Genomic DNA, 17,117 nt, shown 5'->3' with positions numbered 1-17,117 from the left:
TCCGCTCCCCTAGTCGAGCCGGGAGTCCATCGCCTCGCGCAGCGCATCGCTGGCGGTGTTGAACGCGACGGACGTGAGGAAGATGAAGAGCCCCGGCAGAGCCACCACCACGGGGGCGACGTAGATCGATCCACGGAGGCTGTTCAACATGTAGCCCCACTCGGGCGCGGGCGGCTGTGATCCCAGGCCGAGGAAGCTGAGGCTGGCCGCGATGATCATCGAGACACCAACAAGCCCTGATGCGTAGACGATGATCGGGTTCAGGACGTTGGGCAGCAGCTGGCTGCGGACCAGCATGAACCTACCGGCGCCACTGAGTCGCGCGGCCTCCATGTATTCCTGGATGACCACCTCACGGGTGGCCGACTCCGCCACTCTGGCCAGCGGCGGGACGAACACGATCGACACCGCGATGATCGAGTTCATCAGACCGGGTCCGAGAGACGCGCCGACCGCGATGGCCAGCAGGATCGCCGGAAAGGCGTACAGCATGTCCATCGTGCGCATCAGCACCGTACCGACCACGCCGCCAACGAAGCCCGCCCAGGTGCCGATCAGCGTGCCGACGATCGTCGCCGCCAGCGGTGGGATGAAGCCCGCCGCCAGCGACAGTCTCCCGCCGTAGAGCAACCGGGCCAGCATGTCGCGGCCCTGCTCGTCGGTGCCGAGGATGTGACCCTTGCTGAACAGTCCCTGCAGACGCTCGGTCGGATTGCCAAGCAGCGGGTCGTACGACGTCAGGACCGGCGCCAGGATGGCCGAGCCCACGAGCAGCATCACGACGATCAGCGCCCCCACGCCGGCCTTGCTCCGCAGGAACCGCCGAGCGGTCTCGGACCAGAAGGTCCGGACCTCGACGCCGACCTCCTGCTGGTACCACGCGTCCCGTAGTTCCTCGACGGTGCGAGCCGACGCTTCCGTTACCGCCATGGTTCCTCCTCCCATCGACGACTGGCCGACCTCATACGACTGGCCGACCTCATACGACTGGCCGACCTCATACGACTGGCCGAGCTCATCCGACTGCCCGCCGGAGGCGCGGATCGATGGTCGCCTGCATGAGGTCGACGACCAGGTTCACCAGGACGAAGGTGAGCGCGATGACGAGCGTCGCGCCCTGCACGACCAGCAGGTCGCGCGCACTGATTGCGTTGAACACCAGCAGGCCCATGCCGGGCCACCGGAAGATCGTCTCGACCAGGACCGAACCGCCAAGCAGGTAACCGATCTGGAGGCCCGAGGTTGTGAGCACGGGCGAGATCGCGTTCTTCAGAACGTGCCGGATGGTGTCGACCGTCCCAAGGCCCTTGGCCCGGAGGGTCTGAACGAAGTCCGCTCCGTAGGTCTCCACGATGCTCGCGCGAGTCACCCGTGCGGTGATCGCCACCGTGGCAAGAGATCCCGCGATCATCGGCATGAGGAGATGGCGGAGGAACTCCACCGGCCCCTCGTCCAGCACCGCCCCGCCTGAGGGAAGGACGTTCAACGTGGCGGAGAACAGGATCAGCATCAGGACCGCCAGGAAGAACGACGGAATGCTGAGCCCGGTGAGGCTGAAGCTGGAGATCAACCGGTCGGTGAGGCTGCCGCGGCGTACACCCGCGGCGAACCCCAGCACGACGCCGAGCGTGAGGCCGAACACCGCCGAACACCCGGCGAGGACGGCGGTGTTGACCCATGCCTGGCCGAGCAGGTCGGTGACCTCACGCCGGCGGTAGGGCGAGTAGCCGAGGTCGCCGGACACCGCATCGCCCAACCAGTGCGCGTAGCGCACCGGCAGCGGGTCGTCGAGGCCGAGGTCACTTCGGATCCTGGCGATCTCCTCCTTCGAGCTGTCGTCCCCGATGAAGGCTGCGGCCGGGTCGCCGGGGAGCACCGTCATCAGCAGGAAGATGATGACGGTGACCCCCAGCAGGATCGGGATCGCCATGGCCGTACGCCGTAACGCGATCGCCAGCATGGCTACTCCTCCACCCAGATCCGCGTGAAGTCGACCCACCAGGACTGCGGGTGCACGTAGCCGTGCACATTCGGCGACATGACGCGCAGGTTGAGGTCGTGCATCCAGAAGAGGAAGAACGCATCGTCCAGCGTGACGTCCATCATCTTCTGCAGGTAGCGGTGTTGCTCGTCCTCGTCGAAGGTCGCCGCCGCCGCGAGGTAGTTCTTGTCGATGTCCGGATCACAGGTTCCGGCCGCGTTGGGCAGGCCGCCCGGGCGTTCGCAGAGGAAGGAGAAGGCATAGCCCGTCGGCGTCATTCCGGCCGCTGGCGACGACCAGAGGATGTCGAGATCGGACCACTGTTTGGTGTTCAGACCTTCGATGCCGACCGTCAGCAGCGTGTTCCACTCCATTGGCGCGAGTTCGACGTCGACACCGATCGCCTTGAAGTCGGACTGGAGCTTCTGCATCATCGGCTCCGGGAACATGTTGCCGGAGCCTCCGGTGGTGTAGCCGAACTTGAGCTTGAGCTCGCCCGGCTTGTATCCCGCTTCGGCCAGGAGCTTCTTCGCCTTCGCCGGGTCGTAGCTGTAGCCCGGCCGGTCCCTGGTGAAGTCGGGATGACCGTCGTAGACGAACTGACTTGCCGGATATCCGACGTCGTTGATCAGAGCCGCCGTGCCCTTGCGGTCAAGGGCGTAGTTGAGCGCCTGGCGCAGCTTGAGGTTGTCCTTGAACGGCGGACGGAACATGTTGAAGCGCGGCATGATGCCGTGGGGATACTTGCCGAGAAGGACCTGGAAACCCTCGGCCTTCAGCTGCTCCAACGCGTCGGGCGAAGGAACCTCCGACCAGTCGACCTCGCCGGCCTGCACCGCCGCCATCCGGGCCGCCGGCTCCGGCTGCGGAAGCAACACGATCTTGTCCAGCTTGGGCCTACCACGCCAGTAGTCATTGTTGGCGACGAGTTCCATGACCTCGCCGTCGACGTACTTCGCGATCTTGAACGGGCCCGTGCCGCTGGCGTGCGCGTTGTAGTCCTCGTTGCCGTACTTCTTCACCGCCGTCGGGCTCGGGATGTAGGTGTGCGCGAGGTCCCACAACAGCCAGGCGTAGGGCTGGGTGGTCGTGATCTCGATCGTCGTATCGTCGATCTTCTTCCAGCTCTTGAAGAACCGGAAGAAGTTGCCGGCACGCGGGGCGTCTGCCTCGGAGTAGTACTCGAACTCCGGATCCTTCATCCGGTTGATCTGGAAGATCACCGCGTCGGCGTTGAACGGCGTGCCGTCATGGAACGTCACGCCCTCGCGGAGCTTGAACGTCCACCGGGTCTTGTCATCGGAGATCTCCCATGACGTCGCCAGGCCGGGGTGCGGAGTCGGGATCTTCTCCGCCTGCTCGACATTGAGGTGGGTCAGGCCGTCATAGACGTTGTTGCCAACGAAGCGGTAACCCTCATAGCCCTCGTTCGGCGGCGTCGCCGGGAACGGAATGTTGCCGGCGGACATCGCGATACGCAGGGTGCCGCCCGTACCGTTGGCCCTTGCTTCGCTGGTCTTACCGGCACCGCCGCCACAGGCGGCGAGAAGGGACATGACGATCAGAGCCGCTCCGGCCACCATGGCCGCAGATCGTCGGGGTCCTCGGACCGTCGCACGTGGGCAAGTCAAGCGGCGACGCGGGGCCATCGCCCGCAGTCGACTCCCCGTGTCGGAATCTTCCACCATGTCGTTCCTGCTTTCGGTTGTCAGCTGGCCCTGCGGACGGCCGAGTGCTCGGTGGTCAGCAGGCAGCGGCTCCAGCGTTCGTTCGCGAGGGGGATCGGCTCCGGTCGCTGCTCCCAGCACGCGACCGTGGCGACGTCACACCGAGGGGCGAAGGAGCACCCGTTCGGCAGCCTCGAGAGGCTCGGCGGCGCGCCGGGTATCGCACGCGGCCGCACGACCTGGCTGGGCTGCACGTTGGCCTCCACCAGGCCACGGGTGTACGGATGGGCGGGCTCGAGGAGCACCTTGTCGACCGGCCCCATCTCGACGATCCGGCCGGCGTACATCACGGCGAGGTCGTCGGCGACCTCGGCGGCCACGGCGAGGTCGTGCGTCACGATGACGACGCCCATCTGCCTGCTCCGTTGAAGATCACGCAGAAGCTGCAGAATCCGCGCCTGCACAGTGACGTCCAGCGCGGTCGTCGGCTCATCGGCCAGCAGGACCTTGGGTTCACAGGCGAGTGCCATGGCGATGACCACCCGCTGGCGCATCCCACCGCTCAGCTCGAACGGATAGGCCTTGAGCCTTTCTGCCGGGGAGGGGATCTGCACCAGCTCCAACAGTTCGAGCGCCCGTTGGCGCGCTTGGGCCTTGCTCAGCTTGAGGTGCCGACGCAGCGTCTCCACCAACTGCTTCTCGACCGTGTAGACGGGATCGAGAGCGGTCAGAGGATCCTGGAACACCATCGACACGTCGCGGCCACGGGTGGCTGCCCGCTCGCTCCTGCCCAGGCCCAGCAACTCCCGACCGTGCAGGAGAACCTCGCCGGTGATCAGAGCGCTGTCCGGTTGGATGCCGAGAATGGAGCGCAGCATCGCGCTCTTGCCGCTCCCGGACTCGCCGATGACCCCGAGAACCTTGCCCTTCTCCAGACGAAACGAGACGTCGTTCACCGCCCGCAGAGATCCGCCGTTGGTACGGAACTCCGTCGACAGGTCGCGGACCTCGAGGGCGACATCCGACCTCACCTGGTCGGCGCCGGACTCCTTGTTCAAGAGAGCTACGCTCACGTGCTCGTACCTTTCTCGCGATGGCTGTGGACTTCTTGTGGGTAGGGCCGACACTCGGGCCGGCAATCCGCCGGTCCGTCATGTTCCTGTGAAGGTTGGTGTGTCAGGCGCTCCGACCGGCTTCGTCGGCTGGCACCGCGTCGTCGCCTCGCACCGCTCGGTTGCCCGACTACGCTTCGGGAGGCCGTCGGCGGACCATGCGGTTGGCGACGACGAACCGGTCACCCCTCACCCGGCCGAAGCCGTACTGGATGGGCCGACCGTTCGTTCCGCGCACCAGGCGCTCCATCAGCAGCAGCGGTGCTCCGATCGGAACGCCGAGGACCGGCGCCGTCGCCGGATCGGCCGTGATCGCCTGCAGCTTGAGTTCGGACAGCTCCACGTCACAGCCCAGCACCGTTTCCAGCAGGTCGTAGACCGAAACAGTGAGCGTGGCCCCCGGTCGCAAAAGGGGTTCTGCGATGTCGATCGGGAACCACAGGGACCGAACGGCCAGTGGACGTCCGTCGAGATAGGTGAGGTGTTCGAGAAAGACGACCTCGGTGCCGGGTTTCCCGAGCTGCAACTGCTCGGCGACCAGCGACGGCGCTGGTATCCGGTCGAGGTCAAGGACGTCCCAGGAGACTCGAGATCGGCCGGACTCGAGCCCGTCAGAGAGGCCTTGTGCCACGTCAATACCAAGGTTGGAGCGTTGCGGAGCCACCACGAATGTGCCGGCGCCCTGCAGGCGCTCGATCAACCCTTCCGAGCGAAGGAGGTCGAGCGCCTCGCGGATGACGCCCCGACTCACGCCGTGCCCGACGACGAGCTCGCCCTCGCTCGGAAGGATCCCACCGCTCGGCGCCGCGAGGATCTCGGCCCGCAACACATCACGTACCCGGCGCACCACACTCTGCCGATGCCTGTTCTGCCACAGGTTTCGGCTGAGAGCGTCCTTCCTCGTGGACACCGTCCGAGTCTCCCCGACCGGCATTTCCTGGTTGAAACGCCGAGGTAAGGCATGAGAGACCTGCGTTGATCTTGATACTGTGCCCGCCGCGTGGGCGTACGGCTGGTTGATCATCTCGCACCCGCCGATGACATCGGTGTGGCTCCGCTCTACGTCGCGCGCTCAGGCAGTCACGGCGATGATGTCGTCGTACGCCACCGACTGCTGGAAGGCGTACGCCACCCTCAGCAACAGTGGATCCTCGAACATCCGCCCGATCAGCTGCATGCTCACCGGTAGGCCGGCCGACTTGCCGCACGGCACCGCGAGCGCCGGATGGCCCGTGTAGTTGAACGGCTGGGTGTTGCGTGCCGCCTTGAAGGCCGCCAGGTTCATGCCGTCCTCGAGAATCTCCAGCTCACCAGTCGGCGGGTCATACTTTGGCGCCTTCAGGATGCAGGTTGGCATGAGCAGGACGTCCACGTCGGCCAGGGCGGTGTCGTAGGCCTTGATGAACGACGACCGAACGTTCTGAGCCTTGGCGTAGACCTGGCCATGGAAGTTGCGTCGGCTGAACTCCGCCACCAGGTAGTTGAGCTTGGTGCGGGGGTTGAGCAGGTCGGCGTGCATCGTCCGCATCCTGTGGACGGCCGCGATGATCGACGCCGGGTAGTAGGTCCTGGCGTAGACGCCGAGAAAGCCCGTGTCGAAGGCCGCCCGGGAGCCTTCGGGGCCGAGTGCCATGGCCGCCTTGCTGACCTGCAGGTGGGCCGGCACCGAGACCGTCGACACCTTCGCGCCGGCGTCGGCGAGGCTGTCGGCCGCCGCCATGACGAGTTCGGTGACGTCCTCTTCCGCCGAGTCGAATCCCTCCTCGACGATTCCGATCCGGATGCCGTCGACGCCCTCGGCCAGGCCGCTCATGACGTCCATGTGTTCGGGGACCTCGCGACTCTGGCGCGGATCCAACCCGTCGTATCCCGCGACCACCTCCAACGACGCGGCCGCGTCCTCGACGGTCCGGGTCATCGGGCCGGTGTAGTCGATGCTCTGGTCAGAGCCGAATCCGATGCCGAAGTGGGAGACCAGTCCGAACGTCGGCTTGAGCCCGACGTTGCCCGACCAGGCGGCCGGGATCCGGATGGACCCGCCCTGGTCGCCGCCGAAGGAGATGTCCACCTCTCCCGCCGCGACCGCTGCCGCCGAGCCTGAGGACGAGCCGCCCGGCACGTGCTCGGGATTGTGCGGGTTCTTCGGCCGCTCGTAGTCACCGATGGCGCCGCCGAAACCGAAGCCGCCGGTGAGTCCGTTCATCGTGTTCTTGCCGACGATCGTGCCGCCGGCCTCGAGCACGCGGGTCACCACCGTCGCGTCGACGTCAGGTATGAACCCCTCCATCGCCGCGGCCCCGAAGGTCATGGGGATTCCGGCAACGGCGATATGGTCCTTGTAACTCACCGTCTTGCCGGCGAGCGGCCCTTCCTCGGCGCCGGATATCTCGCACTTCCACATCCACGCGCTGAGTGGGTCGTCCTCGGCCGACGGACGATGACCCGGCCCACGCGCCGCATAAGTGACCGGTGGAGGTGTTTCTTCCATGCGCGACTGCACGAATTCGTCCAGCGACTTCAGGTGTTGCAGAAGGTATTTCCGATAGAGAACTGCCTCGTCGGGTCCAAGGTGGATTCCCAGCGTCTTCGCTGCCGCCACGACCTCATCCAGATCCGGTACCGCGAACATGCCTGCTCCTCTCACAGCCCGTTGGCTAGAAAGGTGAGACCGCGAGGTTGCCGCGCCGTGTCGCCTCAGTGTTGGTTTGGTTACGCCGACGACGTGAGCTGTCAAACCGGGCCTGACCTGCGGATTCATGCGTTCGTGCAGGCTGATCCGCCGCAAGCAGGCTGGCCGCCGGGCCCGAACCCGAGCACCTCCAGGCGGTCAAGGACGAGGACGTTCGCCGGTGGGGCACCCTGGAGTTGCTCGACGTTCTCAAGTACGCCGACTTCCTTGCCGCCTTCACCGACGACTTCACCTCGATGGTCTCCCGCGAGGTTGTCGACCGGCGCACGCCACTCCGCCACCCCGCTGCTGTGCACATGACGGCCTTGTTCGACCCGCACGGCTGCATGTCGAGGCGGGGTTCGTCAAGTACGTCGCCACCGACAGCTCCGCTGCGGCCACCTGATGCGCTGGCCAGTTCCCGCAGGACGCTGACCCTCCGAGAACGGCCCGAGGGCTGCCCGCGAGGGCGAGACGTCGGCTCTGCTCACGCAGGCCTTCTCTACCCCACCCAGCCTGCCCACACCTCGCCGGCGTCGCGTTCCAGCGCCTTCAGGTACACGCTCAGCTTGCCGTAGGAGATGTACACCGCCTCACGGTAGACCTGATGCTGGACAAACGGCGACGCAATGAAACCGCCCCCGCGGTCGATCCGGTCGATGCGCAGCTCTTCCTCGGTGAAGGTGCTCAGTGCGGTCTTCATGGCCTCGTCCTGCGCTTCGAACCAGGCGCGCAGGCTGGCGATCGTGATGGGCGACGGGGGCGGTAGTTGGCGGTGCGCCCAATCGAGGGTGAACGACTCGAAAGAATGGGTATACACGCCCTGGAGGTCCCCCATCTCTACCAGCAATTCGCCCAGCGTCGGGTTCTGGCCTGGCAGCTTGTAGGCGAGATCGGCATCAGACACCACGGTCAGCAGGTGGTCCCGCATGCTGTGGTGTCCGCGAATTTCCTCTTCAAAAAGGCTGTTCATCGTCTATCCCCTTCGTCACTGTGGCGGATCCGGAGACTTACTGGGTCATCGGGTCATGCGTCCGACTTCGCCTCGATCGCGGAGAGGTCGCGTACGGCATAGCGGTGGTGCTCCCACTCCTCCTCGAAGATCGTGTGCAGGCAGGAGAGAGTGGTCTCCTCGTAGTCGGGAGCGTGCGGGTTCTTGCGGGTCGCGGCCAGCTCGTCGGCGGTGACGGTGGCGAGGAAGTCGCGCATCATCGCGACGCGACCCGACCGGACCTCGAGAACCTCGGCGTACGACGGTGTGACCGTCGTGAAGATCGACATGTCGAAGCCGCCATTTGCGGAGCCGGCGTTCAGGAGCCCGATGGGGTGGAACGGCTGTTCGATCTCCAGGACCGCCCGACCCAGCCACATGTCCGTCGCCAGAACCAGGTGCCGCAGCGTCTGCGCGAACGACCACTCGCCGGCCACCGACACGTCGACCGTGCCAGCCGGCATCGCCGCTGCGCGCTCGAGCGTGGCAGCCCAGGTGCGCTCGAGCGCGGCCCAGGCGGAGCGCAGGCCGTTCGGATCTTTGGCGCGCCGGTCGGCGCGGCCAGGGAAGCGACGGTTGAGCTCCGCGTCGACGAACGGGACCACGTCGACGTCGTTGACGAGCAAGGAGTTCCCGCCCTCGCAGAGCCACGGTGCGTCGATCTCCGCCCCCGACACATCCACGCCCCGCATCACGACGCTGGACAGGTCGGACGCGAGGAACCGGGCGCCATGCAGGCCTGCGCGGACGAACTCTGCTCCCTGCAGGTCGTCGGACTGGGTGAACTTTGCCATGACTTCTCCTTATCGAGCGCCCACCTTCCGTAGGCGAAAGCCAGCCGCCGAGGCGGCAGAAGATGGAATTGTCCTCAACGAGCAGCACAGCTGTCGGGACCCCAGGACCATGCCGGTCGCTGATCTCGCCGCTGACATTCACGTCGACCGGGACCACGCCACGGAACGTGCCTCGACAAAGGCAACCCCGCGGAGCCGCCCGTTGGGGAGGTCAACGTTGCGGACCTCGGTGTCAGCCAGGTCTACGTCTTTGAACCGGGATCCGGTCAGCTTCCCGCCCGCGATGTCAGCCATCCGCAGAGCGTCCTCTCGCCCACCGCGGTTTGTCCAGGCGCAACGGCGTGTCGCAAAGCATGGTTGCCTGTCACGGTCGGCGACTCGCCGGCGCCACTGCGTGATCAGCCATGCGTGGGATCCCTCTTCGCCGACAAAGGGTTCCCCATCTGACCGCCACCGCAAGGGCGTTCCGCTGGACCGGGATCGATGGCCCTCCTGGCCCGGTCGCTGGTCCCACCCACGGCCCGGCCGAACCGACGAGCAGGATCGAAGAAGCCCACCTACCGTTCACCTTCCGCGCACCCACGAACTGGGGCGCCGATCTGAAACGGGCTTCAGAAGCTGCTCAACGAGATCCGCCTGTGCGCCGGATAAGGTCAGCGCGCGGCTTGTGTCGTGAACATACGGTCACCGTTCCAGCGCTACTACGTCGTCTGTGCTGAACCCCGTGTGTTCGCAGAACCTGGCAATCAGAGATGCTGGATCGTCGGTATCGGCGAGCAGGGTGACGCCGGGCTCACGAAAATCCTCCGGCGCTTGAAGCGCGACAGTGTCGCCAGTCTTAAGCCTGACGAGCATCACGCCGCGCTTCTCCCCCGGAACCGTTTCGAAGAAGCCGTTCAACTTCGCCGACACCTTCCTCTTCAGCAAGGCGATCCGCGCTATCGGGCGACCCGCACTGTGATCCTTCCACGATGTGGGGTCGAGCACTCGGTAGGCGGGATCCGGCCACGGACGCTTGTCGGCAAGCGTGTCCCGCAGGCGCGTGAGGTAGTCCCGCATGACGTGTTCATCTTCGTTGGCTTCACGGGCAAGGCGCTCACCAGAGGTCAACGCATCACACACCGCGTCGTAGTAGACCTGCGTGGGATGCGGAAACAGCCGCTGCGCAATCAGCGCAGCGGCTACATCCGCCACCACGTCGGCGTCAACCGGCCGTAACAGGTCAATCTCGTCCGTGACAGCGTTCACCCGGCCGCGCCACGCTTCCATCCAGTTCCCCTATCTCACTGATCCGTAGTCCACTCCTTTGATATCGAGGCCCTGCCGCTGCAGTTCTCGTATCATTCGAACGATTTGGCCGTCCGTCGGAGTGTAGTGGCCACTCTGGTTGTTCAAGTACTGCAGCTTGCCGTCCTTCACTTTGAACTCACCCGCGGCGACTGCAGGCTCCCCGCCGAGAAGGCTCGAGTGGTGGAACTTGCCCTTCTCCTGGCCGGCAGAGGCATACAGGTTGCCATTCTCATCCATCGCGAAGATGGCCCTACCGTCGCTGCCAGACCGCAAGGTCGACGCGTCCGCGGTGTCAAACGGTTCGCCGTCTGTAGTGATCAGCTTGCCATCCTGCACTACAAGCCGATGCTCCTCACGCTCCTCCTTCGACAGGTATCTCACAGTGTCCGGGTAGTACGCGCGATCCGGGTTGTTCGGGTCGTTCTCCCCCCGATACTTCGACCAGGGTCCCTGCGCGTACAACGGATCCTCACGCTTCAACGGGCCAGGGATTCCAGCCGGCCCCCAGCCGGGAGTGTCGTCCCGCACGTCTGACCGAACACTTCCCGGTCCCATCGTGTCTGGGGCGTAGTCGTACCTTGATCGTTTGAACAGCCGGCCAGCGCGCTGGAGTGCTTCTTTGAGGACAGTGGTGACGAACTTGACCAGTTGTTGGGTGATGACTTTGATCGCGACCCGGATGGCGGCGGTCTGCGCGCCAATCGCCGCCGCGGCCCCGCCGCCGGTCATGATGCCCGCGATCACCATCTCGACGACGATGACAACAAGCTGCACGAGCTGGACGATGAAGGCGAGCTTCACCGCAAGAGTGATCGCGGCGAACGCGAGCAGCGCAGCACCGACGGCTATCGCGGCTACGTAGTCGTCGAAAAGTCGTTCACGTGGACCCAGCTCGTCTGTCCACCACCGCTCGAACGCATCGGTCGCAGGGCCGTCGTTCTCCGCCCAGACAGCGACCGCGGCCTTTTCCGCAGCCTCGTTGATCGGCATCAACGAGACCGCGAACTCCAACCACGCCTGCCCTGCCTCAGCCAGCAGCACCTCATCGGCCTGCGGCCAGTCCAGACCGACCCATGCCGCCGGCTCGGTGAGCCAGTCCGGCAGATACAGGCCCACCGCTCAGCGCTCCAACTCATCACCAACAGCGTTCAGGCGCTCAGCGTTGCCAGCCTCGGTTTGCTCAGCGTTCTTCGACCAGGTGGCCAGACCACTAGCGCCGGCCTGGAGCAGGCCCACATGCGAACCGAGCACCTGCGTCGCCTTCCCAACAGCGCCGTGTAGGCCATCCCGAAGATCGTCCCCGGTTCGTCCGCTCCCCAGGGATTTCGCTGCCGAAGGGTCGGTAGGAGCCGTTGGAACGACCGCTCGAAGTCCACGGCGCATTCGTGGACCGCTGATGCGCTCGACCGCAGCTGCTCGAAGTCCTCCCGCGTCGCACGCTGGCCCCCTGGGCTGGTCGAGACAGTCTGCGGGCTGCGCAAGTCCTCGAACTTCGCCACCAACCCCACTCCCTTCACCGCCCGATGCTCGCGCCCCGCTCGTCAGTCCTTGCGGGGCAGCTTCGCAAACGCATCGGTGGTCATCGTGACCAGCTGTTGGAGGGTCTTGTCGAGGTCGCTGGAGAGGTGATCGAGGGTGTCCTTCACCTCAGGCATGACCGCAGATTCGACTGGGGCAGCCGAATCCTGGGCCTTGGCCCTGGCCTCAGTTCTCGCCGCTTCGTGGGCGTTCATGACCGCCTCGACGAGGGCCTGTGACCCGAGGCGCATCGCCTTCGGCTCGATCGCCAGCGACACCAACTTGCCGGTCCCATCCAGCTCGACAACGACCCGACCGTCCGCGGCCTCACCACGCCCACGGACAACTGCCAACTGCTCCAGCAGCCCCGCAACAGAAGCCGCACCCGGGTTCTCTCCACCCATGACGTGCCCCCTCCCCGACAGGTCTCCTGGTCATGTCAGGACGGAGCATAGGGGACATATCGCCATCCGAGCCACGGACGATCACCACCCGTGTGGACAACCCGCCTTTACAACGTTGTCGAGTCGAGACGGCAGCGACCCTGTGGATGACTGTCTGCCTCTCACGGCGGCAGCTCGCTAAGGTCACCTGCCGACAGAGCGACGAATGGTGGTAGCTCGGATGACCGATGTCTCGACGGTGCACGACGTCGTGACGCAGCCCTCTCCCTCATGGAAAGTGTTTCGGGCCGTGGGCTTAGCTCGGTCAGCGCCGGGATCCAACATCGACTGGGGAGCGAAACCTCACACGCCACCGGGGCTAGCGGCGTACCTTGAACCTCAGATGTAGTACCCGGTCGCCCTGGATAACCTCGTGGGGATCCTCCAGTAGATGCTGCCCCTCGATACTGCCGAAGTAGCGTTTGCCCGACCCGAATACCACCGGCACCACGTCCATCGCCACCTCGTCCACGAGGCCCGCCGTGAGGATCTGGCTGCCCACCTCGCCAGCGTTCACACTGACGGTCCGCTCCCCGGCAAGCCCCTGGGCCTTGTCGATCGCAGTTGTCACGTCATCGACGAAATGGTAGGACGCCTCGGGGTGCCAGCCTTCGGGCTTGGGCCGGTGGGACACCACGACCACATGGTCGCCTGCGGGCGGGTGGCCCTCCCAACCGTTCACCAGGTCGAACAGGTGACGACCCATCACGATCGCGCCGATCGCCTTCCACATCGGCCGGACGTACTCCGCCGATACACGAGAGGCCTTGAAGCCGGCTCCAGCTCCGGAATGGTCGTACTGCTGGTCGCCGCTTTCGGTGATCGGGGTGTCCCCGTTGAAGTACCACTCGTGGAGTGGTCCGACGTCGTCGTTCTCGTCGGCGATGAAACCATCGACCGACACCACGCTGTGCATGATTACCGTGCCCACCGGGCCTCCTCCGGTCTCCTTGCGCATCCGCTGCCGATGATGTCGTCCTCGAGGGCAACCGGGCATGTAAAAAATCAATCAGCGGGCATCGGGCCGCTGTCTGGCGGAAACCCAGGCTCAGCAGGGAACCGGCGCCGCAGCGCCAGGTATTCCGTCGGGGTGTGGCCGGTGAAGTCCTTGAACTCCCTGCTGAAGTGAGCCCGGTCGAAGTAGCCAGCCGTTTGAGCGAGCTCCGACCAGTCGACCGGACGCAGGGCATCGACGGACAGGATCAGCCGCGCGAATCGGTAGATCCGCGCCACCCGCTTCGGGGTGACTCCGACGTGGGACTTGAACAGCGTGGCCAGGTGGTTGCCGCTCACTCCGGCGGCAACGGTAAGCGCCCCGACCGAGATCGCGCCCCACGAGGCCTCCAGACGCCCGGCCGTATGGCTGACCAACTTCAAGCCGCGCGACGGTGCAGATACAAGCCGGGAGCGCAGCTCACCCTCGAGAGTGTGCAGGATCTCACCGGTCGACCCGGCACGGGCGATCCGATCGCGCATCCGGTCCAGGGTCCGTCCCCAAACCACGTCGACTGGCACCCATCGGTCCCGCAGCTCGCTCGCCGGCATGTCGACGAACGGCGAAATCCCCCATGGCTTGAAGTGCACCCCTACGAGCCGCACCGGCGTTTCGTACTCGAGGAGGAAACGCCTCGTCCACACACCCATGAACCAGCCACCGGTGAACACTGCCGGCGGCACCGAAGGGTCGGAATCCCGCACGCGGGCGGGTCCTCCCAGGTTGATGAACAGGTGTGCCGATGGCATCGGCGGGACGTTCATCCGTCGGTGGCGCGGCACTCCGGTAAGGCAGTAGACGTCGTCGATGAACCGGTCGAGCGGCGGGGCGGGCACCCGGCCGACGTATTCCATGGACTCAGTGTGGCCGACGAGGGTCCAGTTCGCGAGGGAGGTCGAGCCGGCTTCCGGTCCCATCCTCCTCGGTCGACCGTCTTCGGCTCCGCTACGCACGTAACGGGCGGCCTGACGCCCCGTGCATGTCACGATTGACCATGGGTTCCTCAACCGCGTGTCACGCTCAGGAACGCTCCGGAGCGATCAGCAGGACGCGACGGAACCGAGCGAGTAATCCGTGGCGTACTCCTCGATGGTCATGCCCATCAGTACCAGGTCGTGATACTCCCCAGCGAAGAACTGGTGCCGGCGGCGTCGTCCCTCCTCGACAAAGCCGAGCCTCTCATGAAGCTTGAGGGAAGCCGTGTTGTAGGCGTAGATGCCGACGTCGCACTTTTGGAATCGGCGCTCTGCGAACATGTAGCGCAGCAGCAAGATGATCGCATCACTTGCATAGCCGCATCGCTGGAAGTCCGCGCCGATTGTGATGCCGTAGGAGAAGACTCCGGCGTTCTTGTCGACGCCGTTCGTGCTCATCCCGCCGACGAGTCGACGTTCGGCGAGCGATTCGATCCCGACGCTGAACGTGTCGTCGTCTGGTGTGCCCGCATTGGCCTCGGCCCACTGGCGGTAGCCCGCCTTGGAGCGAGGCGGGTGCAGCCTGTCCGCGTTGCGCGTGACCGTGCTGTCCTGGTCGAACTCCACCGCGAGATGCCATTCCTCTGGCTCGACGCCTCGCAGGCGCACCCGTTCCCCCACCCAGATCGAGTCCATGCGACCGGACATTAGCAGGCCGAGTTGCCGAGAGCGCGCAGACCGAACTCGCCTTTGCCAGGCCGTGGCGTCGGGGTCTGTCGGGTCCGTGGGGCGCGCCGGGTGGGATCAGTCAGTAAGGGGTCCCGCACGCCCGCCCTCGTTCTACGGGCAACCTCGTGGGCCGCCCTCGGCCGGGGCGGGGCGACCGTCCAGACCGCTAGAAGCCTCATCGCGCCAACCCTGCCTGTGCAGTGCAGTACGGACGTCTGGAGCGCGATAGTTGTCGCCTTTCAGGACCTTTCCGTCAGCCCGACGAATCGGCCGACCGTCGGGTCCTAGCTTCGTCATGTTCGCCGCGTGAATCTCGGCGAGGATCGGATCCACGTCGATGCCGTAGGTCACAGCCGTGCCAAGCGCTACGTAGATGACGTCAGCCAGCTCATGAGCAATGTCAGCGAGTCCGCCCGCTTGCACGGCCGCGGCGAGTTCTGCGACCTCTTCCTCCAAGAGATGCTGGCGTAGATCAGCGACGTCTGGGTGTGGCAATGCGGGTACTTCAGCGCGAGGAAGATCGAACGCGTTGTGGAACTCTCGCAGCATCGCGATCGGCGACCTTTCCACTTCACCAGTTCCTCTCGCATCAAGTCGTCGCAAAGTCCGTTCCGGGCGCGAGTCTACGGTTCCGTCGCCCGCCGTTCTGGAGCGACGGCCGGGAACATGCCGTCCTCCTCGTATGCAAGCTACGGACCGCATCCAGTCCCCGCTCAGGCGGAGCCGGTCGATCTCGGCCGTCAACTCCGCTCGGAGGCTTTCATGTTGTGGCCCGAGAGCGTCGCCGCCGCCGACGACGGCGCGGAAGGTCGGTAAGCCGCTGAACCTCCGGCGTGTCGACGAGCAGGATGCAGTATCCCGGAAGGAATCCACGGCGCCACGATATTCACGGCTCACGGGTCCTGGGCAGGGTTTCGAGCGGCCTGCGGTCGGACCGGAACAGCGAGCGCAGCCGCCCGACGTCCACTTCGGGCAGGTGGACCTCGACAAGGTCGTATGTCTCCTCCACCAGACCGCGCAGCACCGCCGCGCCCTCGGGTGCGGGCAGTGTGAATGACGCACGCAGTCGAGCTGCGAGCCCGCGCGGTGCAAGCGTCAGGTCGTGCTCCAGCGAGTCGAGGCGTTTGAACGCCGACGGGTGTCCGCAGTAGCGACCGTTCAGCGCGTGCAGGACGCCCAGCAGCTGGCTCGCGATCCGGCTGAACTCGCGCGCGAGCAAGAGCGGATTGTCGCGTTCGACGAGCATGCGCCACCGCCAGAACTGTTCGATCGCGCCATCACGTTGGACGACTGCGATCGCGAGGCCGCGCGGATAGGAGGCCGCGCGTGCCTTCCACCGGGAAACGATGTCCGCCCGTGCCCCGCTGACCTCGCGGCCGTCGACAATCCCCTTGATGACGTCGAGCCCCGGCGGGTCGGGTTCGCAGTGGCGGGGGTGGGCCTCGCGAGCGAAGCTCGTAGGGCCCGGAACGTCACTGCCCAGCACGGTGTCGAGGGTGTCCTGGACCACCGCCGTCAGCGTGTGGACGACTTCGACCATCAGCCCGTCCGGCCGCCCGGCACCGAGGTAGATGTGGTCATACCAGGGTGGGTTCGCGTCCTCGGCGGTCACCGTCCGCATGTCGGCCGCGCGTGCCGCCCGCGCGACGGCTGCGCGTTCTCTCGCCGTCGGCGGCCGGCACCAGAACACACCGACCTCCGTGTCGGACCAGCGGTCGGCGTCACCGCGGGCGGTAGATCCGCTCAGCATCACGGCGTCGACACCTGCGGAGCCGGCATACGCGTCGAGAACAGGCCGCACAGCGGCACGCCGCCAACTCGCCGCCCGCGTGGGACCCGGCAGTTGCTCAACCATCCCCGAAGTAGAGCACAGTGGTTGGCAAGCTTCCTCGCCCCTGGACCCTCGCGGCCCGACCGAACGATCTCAGTCCGTACACGGGAAACACCTCGAACGCGTCGACCGACGCTCGTCCATGAAGCCGATATGAAGCTGCCGTCCCCTATGTTCCCGGTGCG

General features: G+C 65.7%; 18 protein-coding genes. All 18 read right to left on the bottom strand.

The window, feature by feature from the left end; all coding sequences use genetic code 11:
* Nucleotides 1–9: 9 nt before the first annotated feature.
* The 18 genes from ABN028_RS08860 to ABN028_RS08775 all read right to left on the bottom strand — a co-directional run bounded on the left by ABN028_RS08860 (nucleotide 10) and on the right by ABN028_RS08775 (nucleotide 16,956).
* The gene (locus tag ABN028_RS08860; RefSeq protein WP_349696258.1) at nucleotides 10–930 is read right to left on the bottom strand and encodes an ABC transporter permease; all 921 of its coding nucleotides are present in this window, start codon (nucleotides 928–930) and stop codon (nucleotides 10–12) included.
* An 85-nt stretch (nucleotides 931–1,015) separates the two neighbouring features.
* Nucleotides 1,016–1,960 carry an ABC transporter permease gene (locus ABN028_RS08855; protein ID WP_349325990.1) on the bottom strand — a complete coding sequence of 315 codons (945 nt, stop codon included), beginning with the start codon at nucleotides 1,958–1,960 and terminating at the stop codon, nucleotides 1,016–1,018.
* A gap of 2 nt (nucleotides 1,961–1,962) precedes the next feature.
* Nucleotides 1,963–3,564 (bottom strand): ABC transporter substrate-binding protein, encoded by a 1,602-nt coding sequence (locus tag ABN028_RS08850; RefSeq protein WP_349696257.1) that lies wholly within the window; start codon nucleotides 3,562–3,564, stop codon nucleotides 1,963–1,965.
* 125 nt (nucleotides 3,565–3,689) lie between these two features.
* Nucleotides 3,690–4,721: an ABC transporter ATP-binding protein gene (locus ABN028_RS08845; RefSeq protein ID WP_349696256.1), complete on the bottom strand. Its 1,032-nt coding sequence runs from the start codon at nucleotides 4,719–4,721 to the stop codon at nucleotides 3,690–3,692.
* A 169-nt stretch (nucleotides 4,722–4,890) separates the two neighbouring features.
* Nucleotides 4,891–5,670: a GntR family transcriptional regulator gene (locus ABN028_RS08840; RefSeq protein ID WP_349696255.1), complete on the bottom strand. Its 780-nt coding sequence runs from the start codon at nucleotides 5,668–5,670 to the stop codon at nucleotides 4,891–4,893.
* A 162-nt stretch (nucleotides 5,671–5,832) separates the two neighbouring features.
* Complete coding sequence (locus ABN028_RS08835; RefSeq protein WP_349696254.1) at nucleotides 5,833–7,518, bottom strand: amidase family protein; 1,686 nt, start codon at nucleotides 7,516–7,518, stop codon at nucleotides 5,833–5,835.
* A complete protein-coding gene (locus ABN028_RS08830; RefSeq protein ID WP_349325985.1) occupies nucleotides 7,515–7,769 on the bottom strand; it encodes a hypothetical protein in 255 nt (84 codons plus the stop codon). The genes ABN028_RS08835 and ABN028_RS08830 overlap by 4 nt, the downstream gene beginning before the upstream one ends.
* Nucleotides 7,770–7,930: 161 nt before the next feature.
* Entirely contained in the window at nucleotides 7,931–8,401 is a 471-nt protein-coding gene (locus ABN028_RS08825; protein ID WP_349696253.1) for a DinB family protein, read from the bottom strand.
* 53 nt (nucleotides 8,402–8,454) lie between these two features.
* Entirely contained in the window at nucleotides 8,455–9,213 is a 759-nt protein-coding gene (locus ABN028_RS08820) for a DinB family protein (RefSeq protein WP_349696252.1), read from the bottom strand.
* A gap of 138 nt (nucleotides 9,214–9,351) precedes the next feature.
* Entirely contained in the window at nucleotides 9,352–9,507 is a 156-nt protein-coding gene (locus ABN028_RS08815) for a hypothetical protein (RefSeq protein WP_349325982.1), read from the bottom strand.
* Nucleotides 9,508–9,897: 390 nt separating this feature from the next.
* The gene (locus ABN028_RS08810) at nucleotides 9,898–10,482 is read right to left on the bottom strand and encodes a hypothetical protein (protein ID WP_349696251.1); all 585 of its coding nucleotides are present in this window, start codon (nucleotides 10,480–10,482) and stop codon (nucleotides 9,898–9,900) included.
* 9 nt (nucleotides 10,483–10,491) lie between these two features.
* Nucleotides 10,492–11,619 carry an IQM protein middle domain-containing protein gene (locus ABN028_RS08805; protein WP_349696250.1) on the bottom strand — a complete coding sequence of 376 codons (1,128 nt, stop codon included), beginning with the start codon at nucleotides 11,617–11,619 and terminating at the stop codon, nucleotides 10,492–10,494.
* Nucleotides 11,620–12,044: 425 nt separating this feature from the next.
* Nucleotides 12,045–12,425 carry a YbaB/EbfC family nucleoid-associated protein gene (locus ABN028_RS08800; RefSeq protein WP_349325978.1) on the bottom strand — a complete coding sequence of 127 codons (381 nt, stop codon included), beginning with the start codon at nucleotides 12,423–12,425 and terminating at the stop codon, nucleotides 12,045–12,047.
* Nucleotides 12,426–12,783: 358 nt separating this feature from the next.
* A complete protein-coding gene (locus ABN028_RS08795; RefSeq protein ID WP_349696249.1) occupies nucleotides 12,784–13,395 on the bottom strand; it encodes a dihydrofolate reductase family protein in 612 nt (203 codons plus the stop codon).
* Nucleotides 13,396–13,469: 74 nt separating this feature from the next.
* Nucleotides 13,470–14,312: a DUF6597 domain-containing transcriptional factor gene (locus ABN028_RS08790; RefSeq protein WP_349696248.1), complete on the bottom strand. Its 843-nt coding sequence runs from the start codon at nucleotides 14,310–14,312 to the stop codon at nucleotides 13,470–13,472.
* Nucleotides 14,313–14,498: 186 nt separating this feature from the next.
* Entirely contained in the window at nucleotides 14,499–15,068 is a 570-nt protein-coding gene (locus ABN028_RS08785; RefSeq protein ID WP_349696247.1) for a GNAT family N-acetyltransferase, read from the bottom strand.
* Between the two features lie 144 nt (nucleotides 15,069–15,212).
* Entirely contained in the window at nucleotides 15,213–15,650 is a 438-nt protein-coding gene (locus tag ABN028_RS35310) for a pyrophosphohydrolase domain-containing protein (protein WP_502879174.1), read from the bottom strand.
* Between the two features lie 337 nt (nucleotides 15,651–15,987).
* A complete protein-coding gene (locus ABN028_RS08775) occupies nucleotides 15,988–16,956 on the bottom strand; it encodes a hypothetical protein (protein ID WP_349332056.1) in 969 nt (322 codons plus the stop codon).
* Nucleotides 16,957–17,117 lie beyond the last annotated feature (161 nt).

It is taken from the genome of Actinopolymorpha sp. B17G11, from assembly GCF_040196095.1.
In the GTDB taxonomy this organism is placed as follows: domain Bacteria; phylum Actinomycetota; class Actinomycetes; order Propionibacteriales; family Actinopolymorphaceae; genus Thermasporomyces.
The sequence above is the reverse complement of the archived record's forward strand: the minus strand, read 5'-3'. Positions and strand labels throughout refer to the sequence as shown.

Excerpts from the sequence above, each read along its gene's own strand:
- ABN028_RS08815 (WP_349325982.1), bottom strand. The coding sequence starts at position 9,507 with ATGGCTGACATCGCGGGCGGGAAGCTGACCGGATCCCGGTTCAAAGAC.
- ABN028_RS35310 (WP_502879174.1), bottom strand. The coding sequence starts at position 15,650 with ATGCTGCGAGAGTTCCACAACGCGTTCGATCTTCCTCGCGCTGAAGTA.
- ABN028_RS08820 (WP_349696252.1), bottom strand. The coding sequence starts at position 9,213 with ATGGCAAAGTTCACCCAGTCCGACGACCTGCAGGGAGCAGAGTTCGTC.
- ABN028_RS08800 (WP_349325978.1), bottom strand. The coding sequence starts at position 12,425 with ATGGGTGGAGAGAACCCGGGTGCGGCTTCTGTTGCGGGGCTGCTGGAG.
- ABN028_RS08860 (WP_349696258.1), bottom strand. The coding sequence starts at position 930 with ATGGCGGTAACGGAAGCGTCGGCTCGCACCGTCGAGGAACTACGGGAC.
- ABN028_RS08775 (WP_349332056.1), bottom strand. The coding sequence starts at position 16,956 with ATGGTTGAGCAACTGCCGGGTCCCACGCGGGCGGCGAGTTGGCGGCGT.
- ABN028_RS08825 (WP_349696253.1), bottom strand. The coding sequence starts at position 8,401 with ATGAACAGCCTTTTTGAAGAGGAAATTCGCGGACACCACAGCATGCGG.
- ABN028_RS08855 (WP_349325990.1), bottom strand. The coding sequence starts at position 1,960 with ATGCTGGCGATCGCGTTACGGCGTACGGCCATGGCGATCCCGATCCTG.
- ABN028_RS08790 (WP_349696248.1), bottom strand. The coding sequence starts at position 14,312 with ATGGAATACGTCGGCCGGGTGCCCGCCCCGCCGCTCGACCGGTTCATC.
- ABN028_RS08835 (WP_349696254.1), bottom strand. The coding sequence starts at position 7,518 with ATGAATCCGCAGGTCAGGCCCGGTTTGACAGCTCACGTCGTCGGCGTA.
- ABN028_RS08810 (WP_349696251.1), bottom strand. The coding sequence starts at position 10,482 with ATGGAAGCGTGGCGCGGCCGGGTGAACGCTGTCACGGACGAGATTGAC.
- ABN028_RS08850 (WP_349696257.1), bottom strand. The coding sequence starts at position 3,564 with ATGGTGGCCGGAGCGGCTCTGATCGTCATGTCCCTTCTCGCCGCCTGT.
- ABN028_RS08785 (WP_349696247.1), bottom strand. The coding sequence starts at position 15,068 with ATGGACTCGATCTGGGTGGGGGAACGGGTGCGCCTGCGAGGCGTCGAG.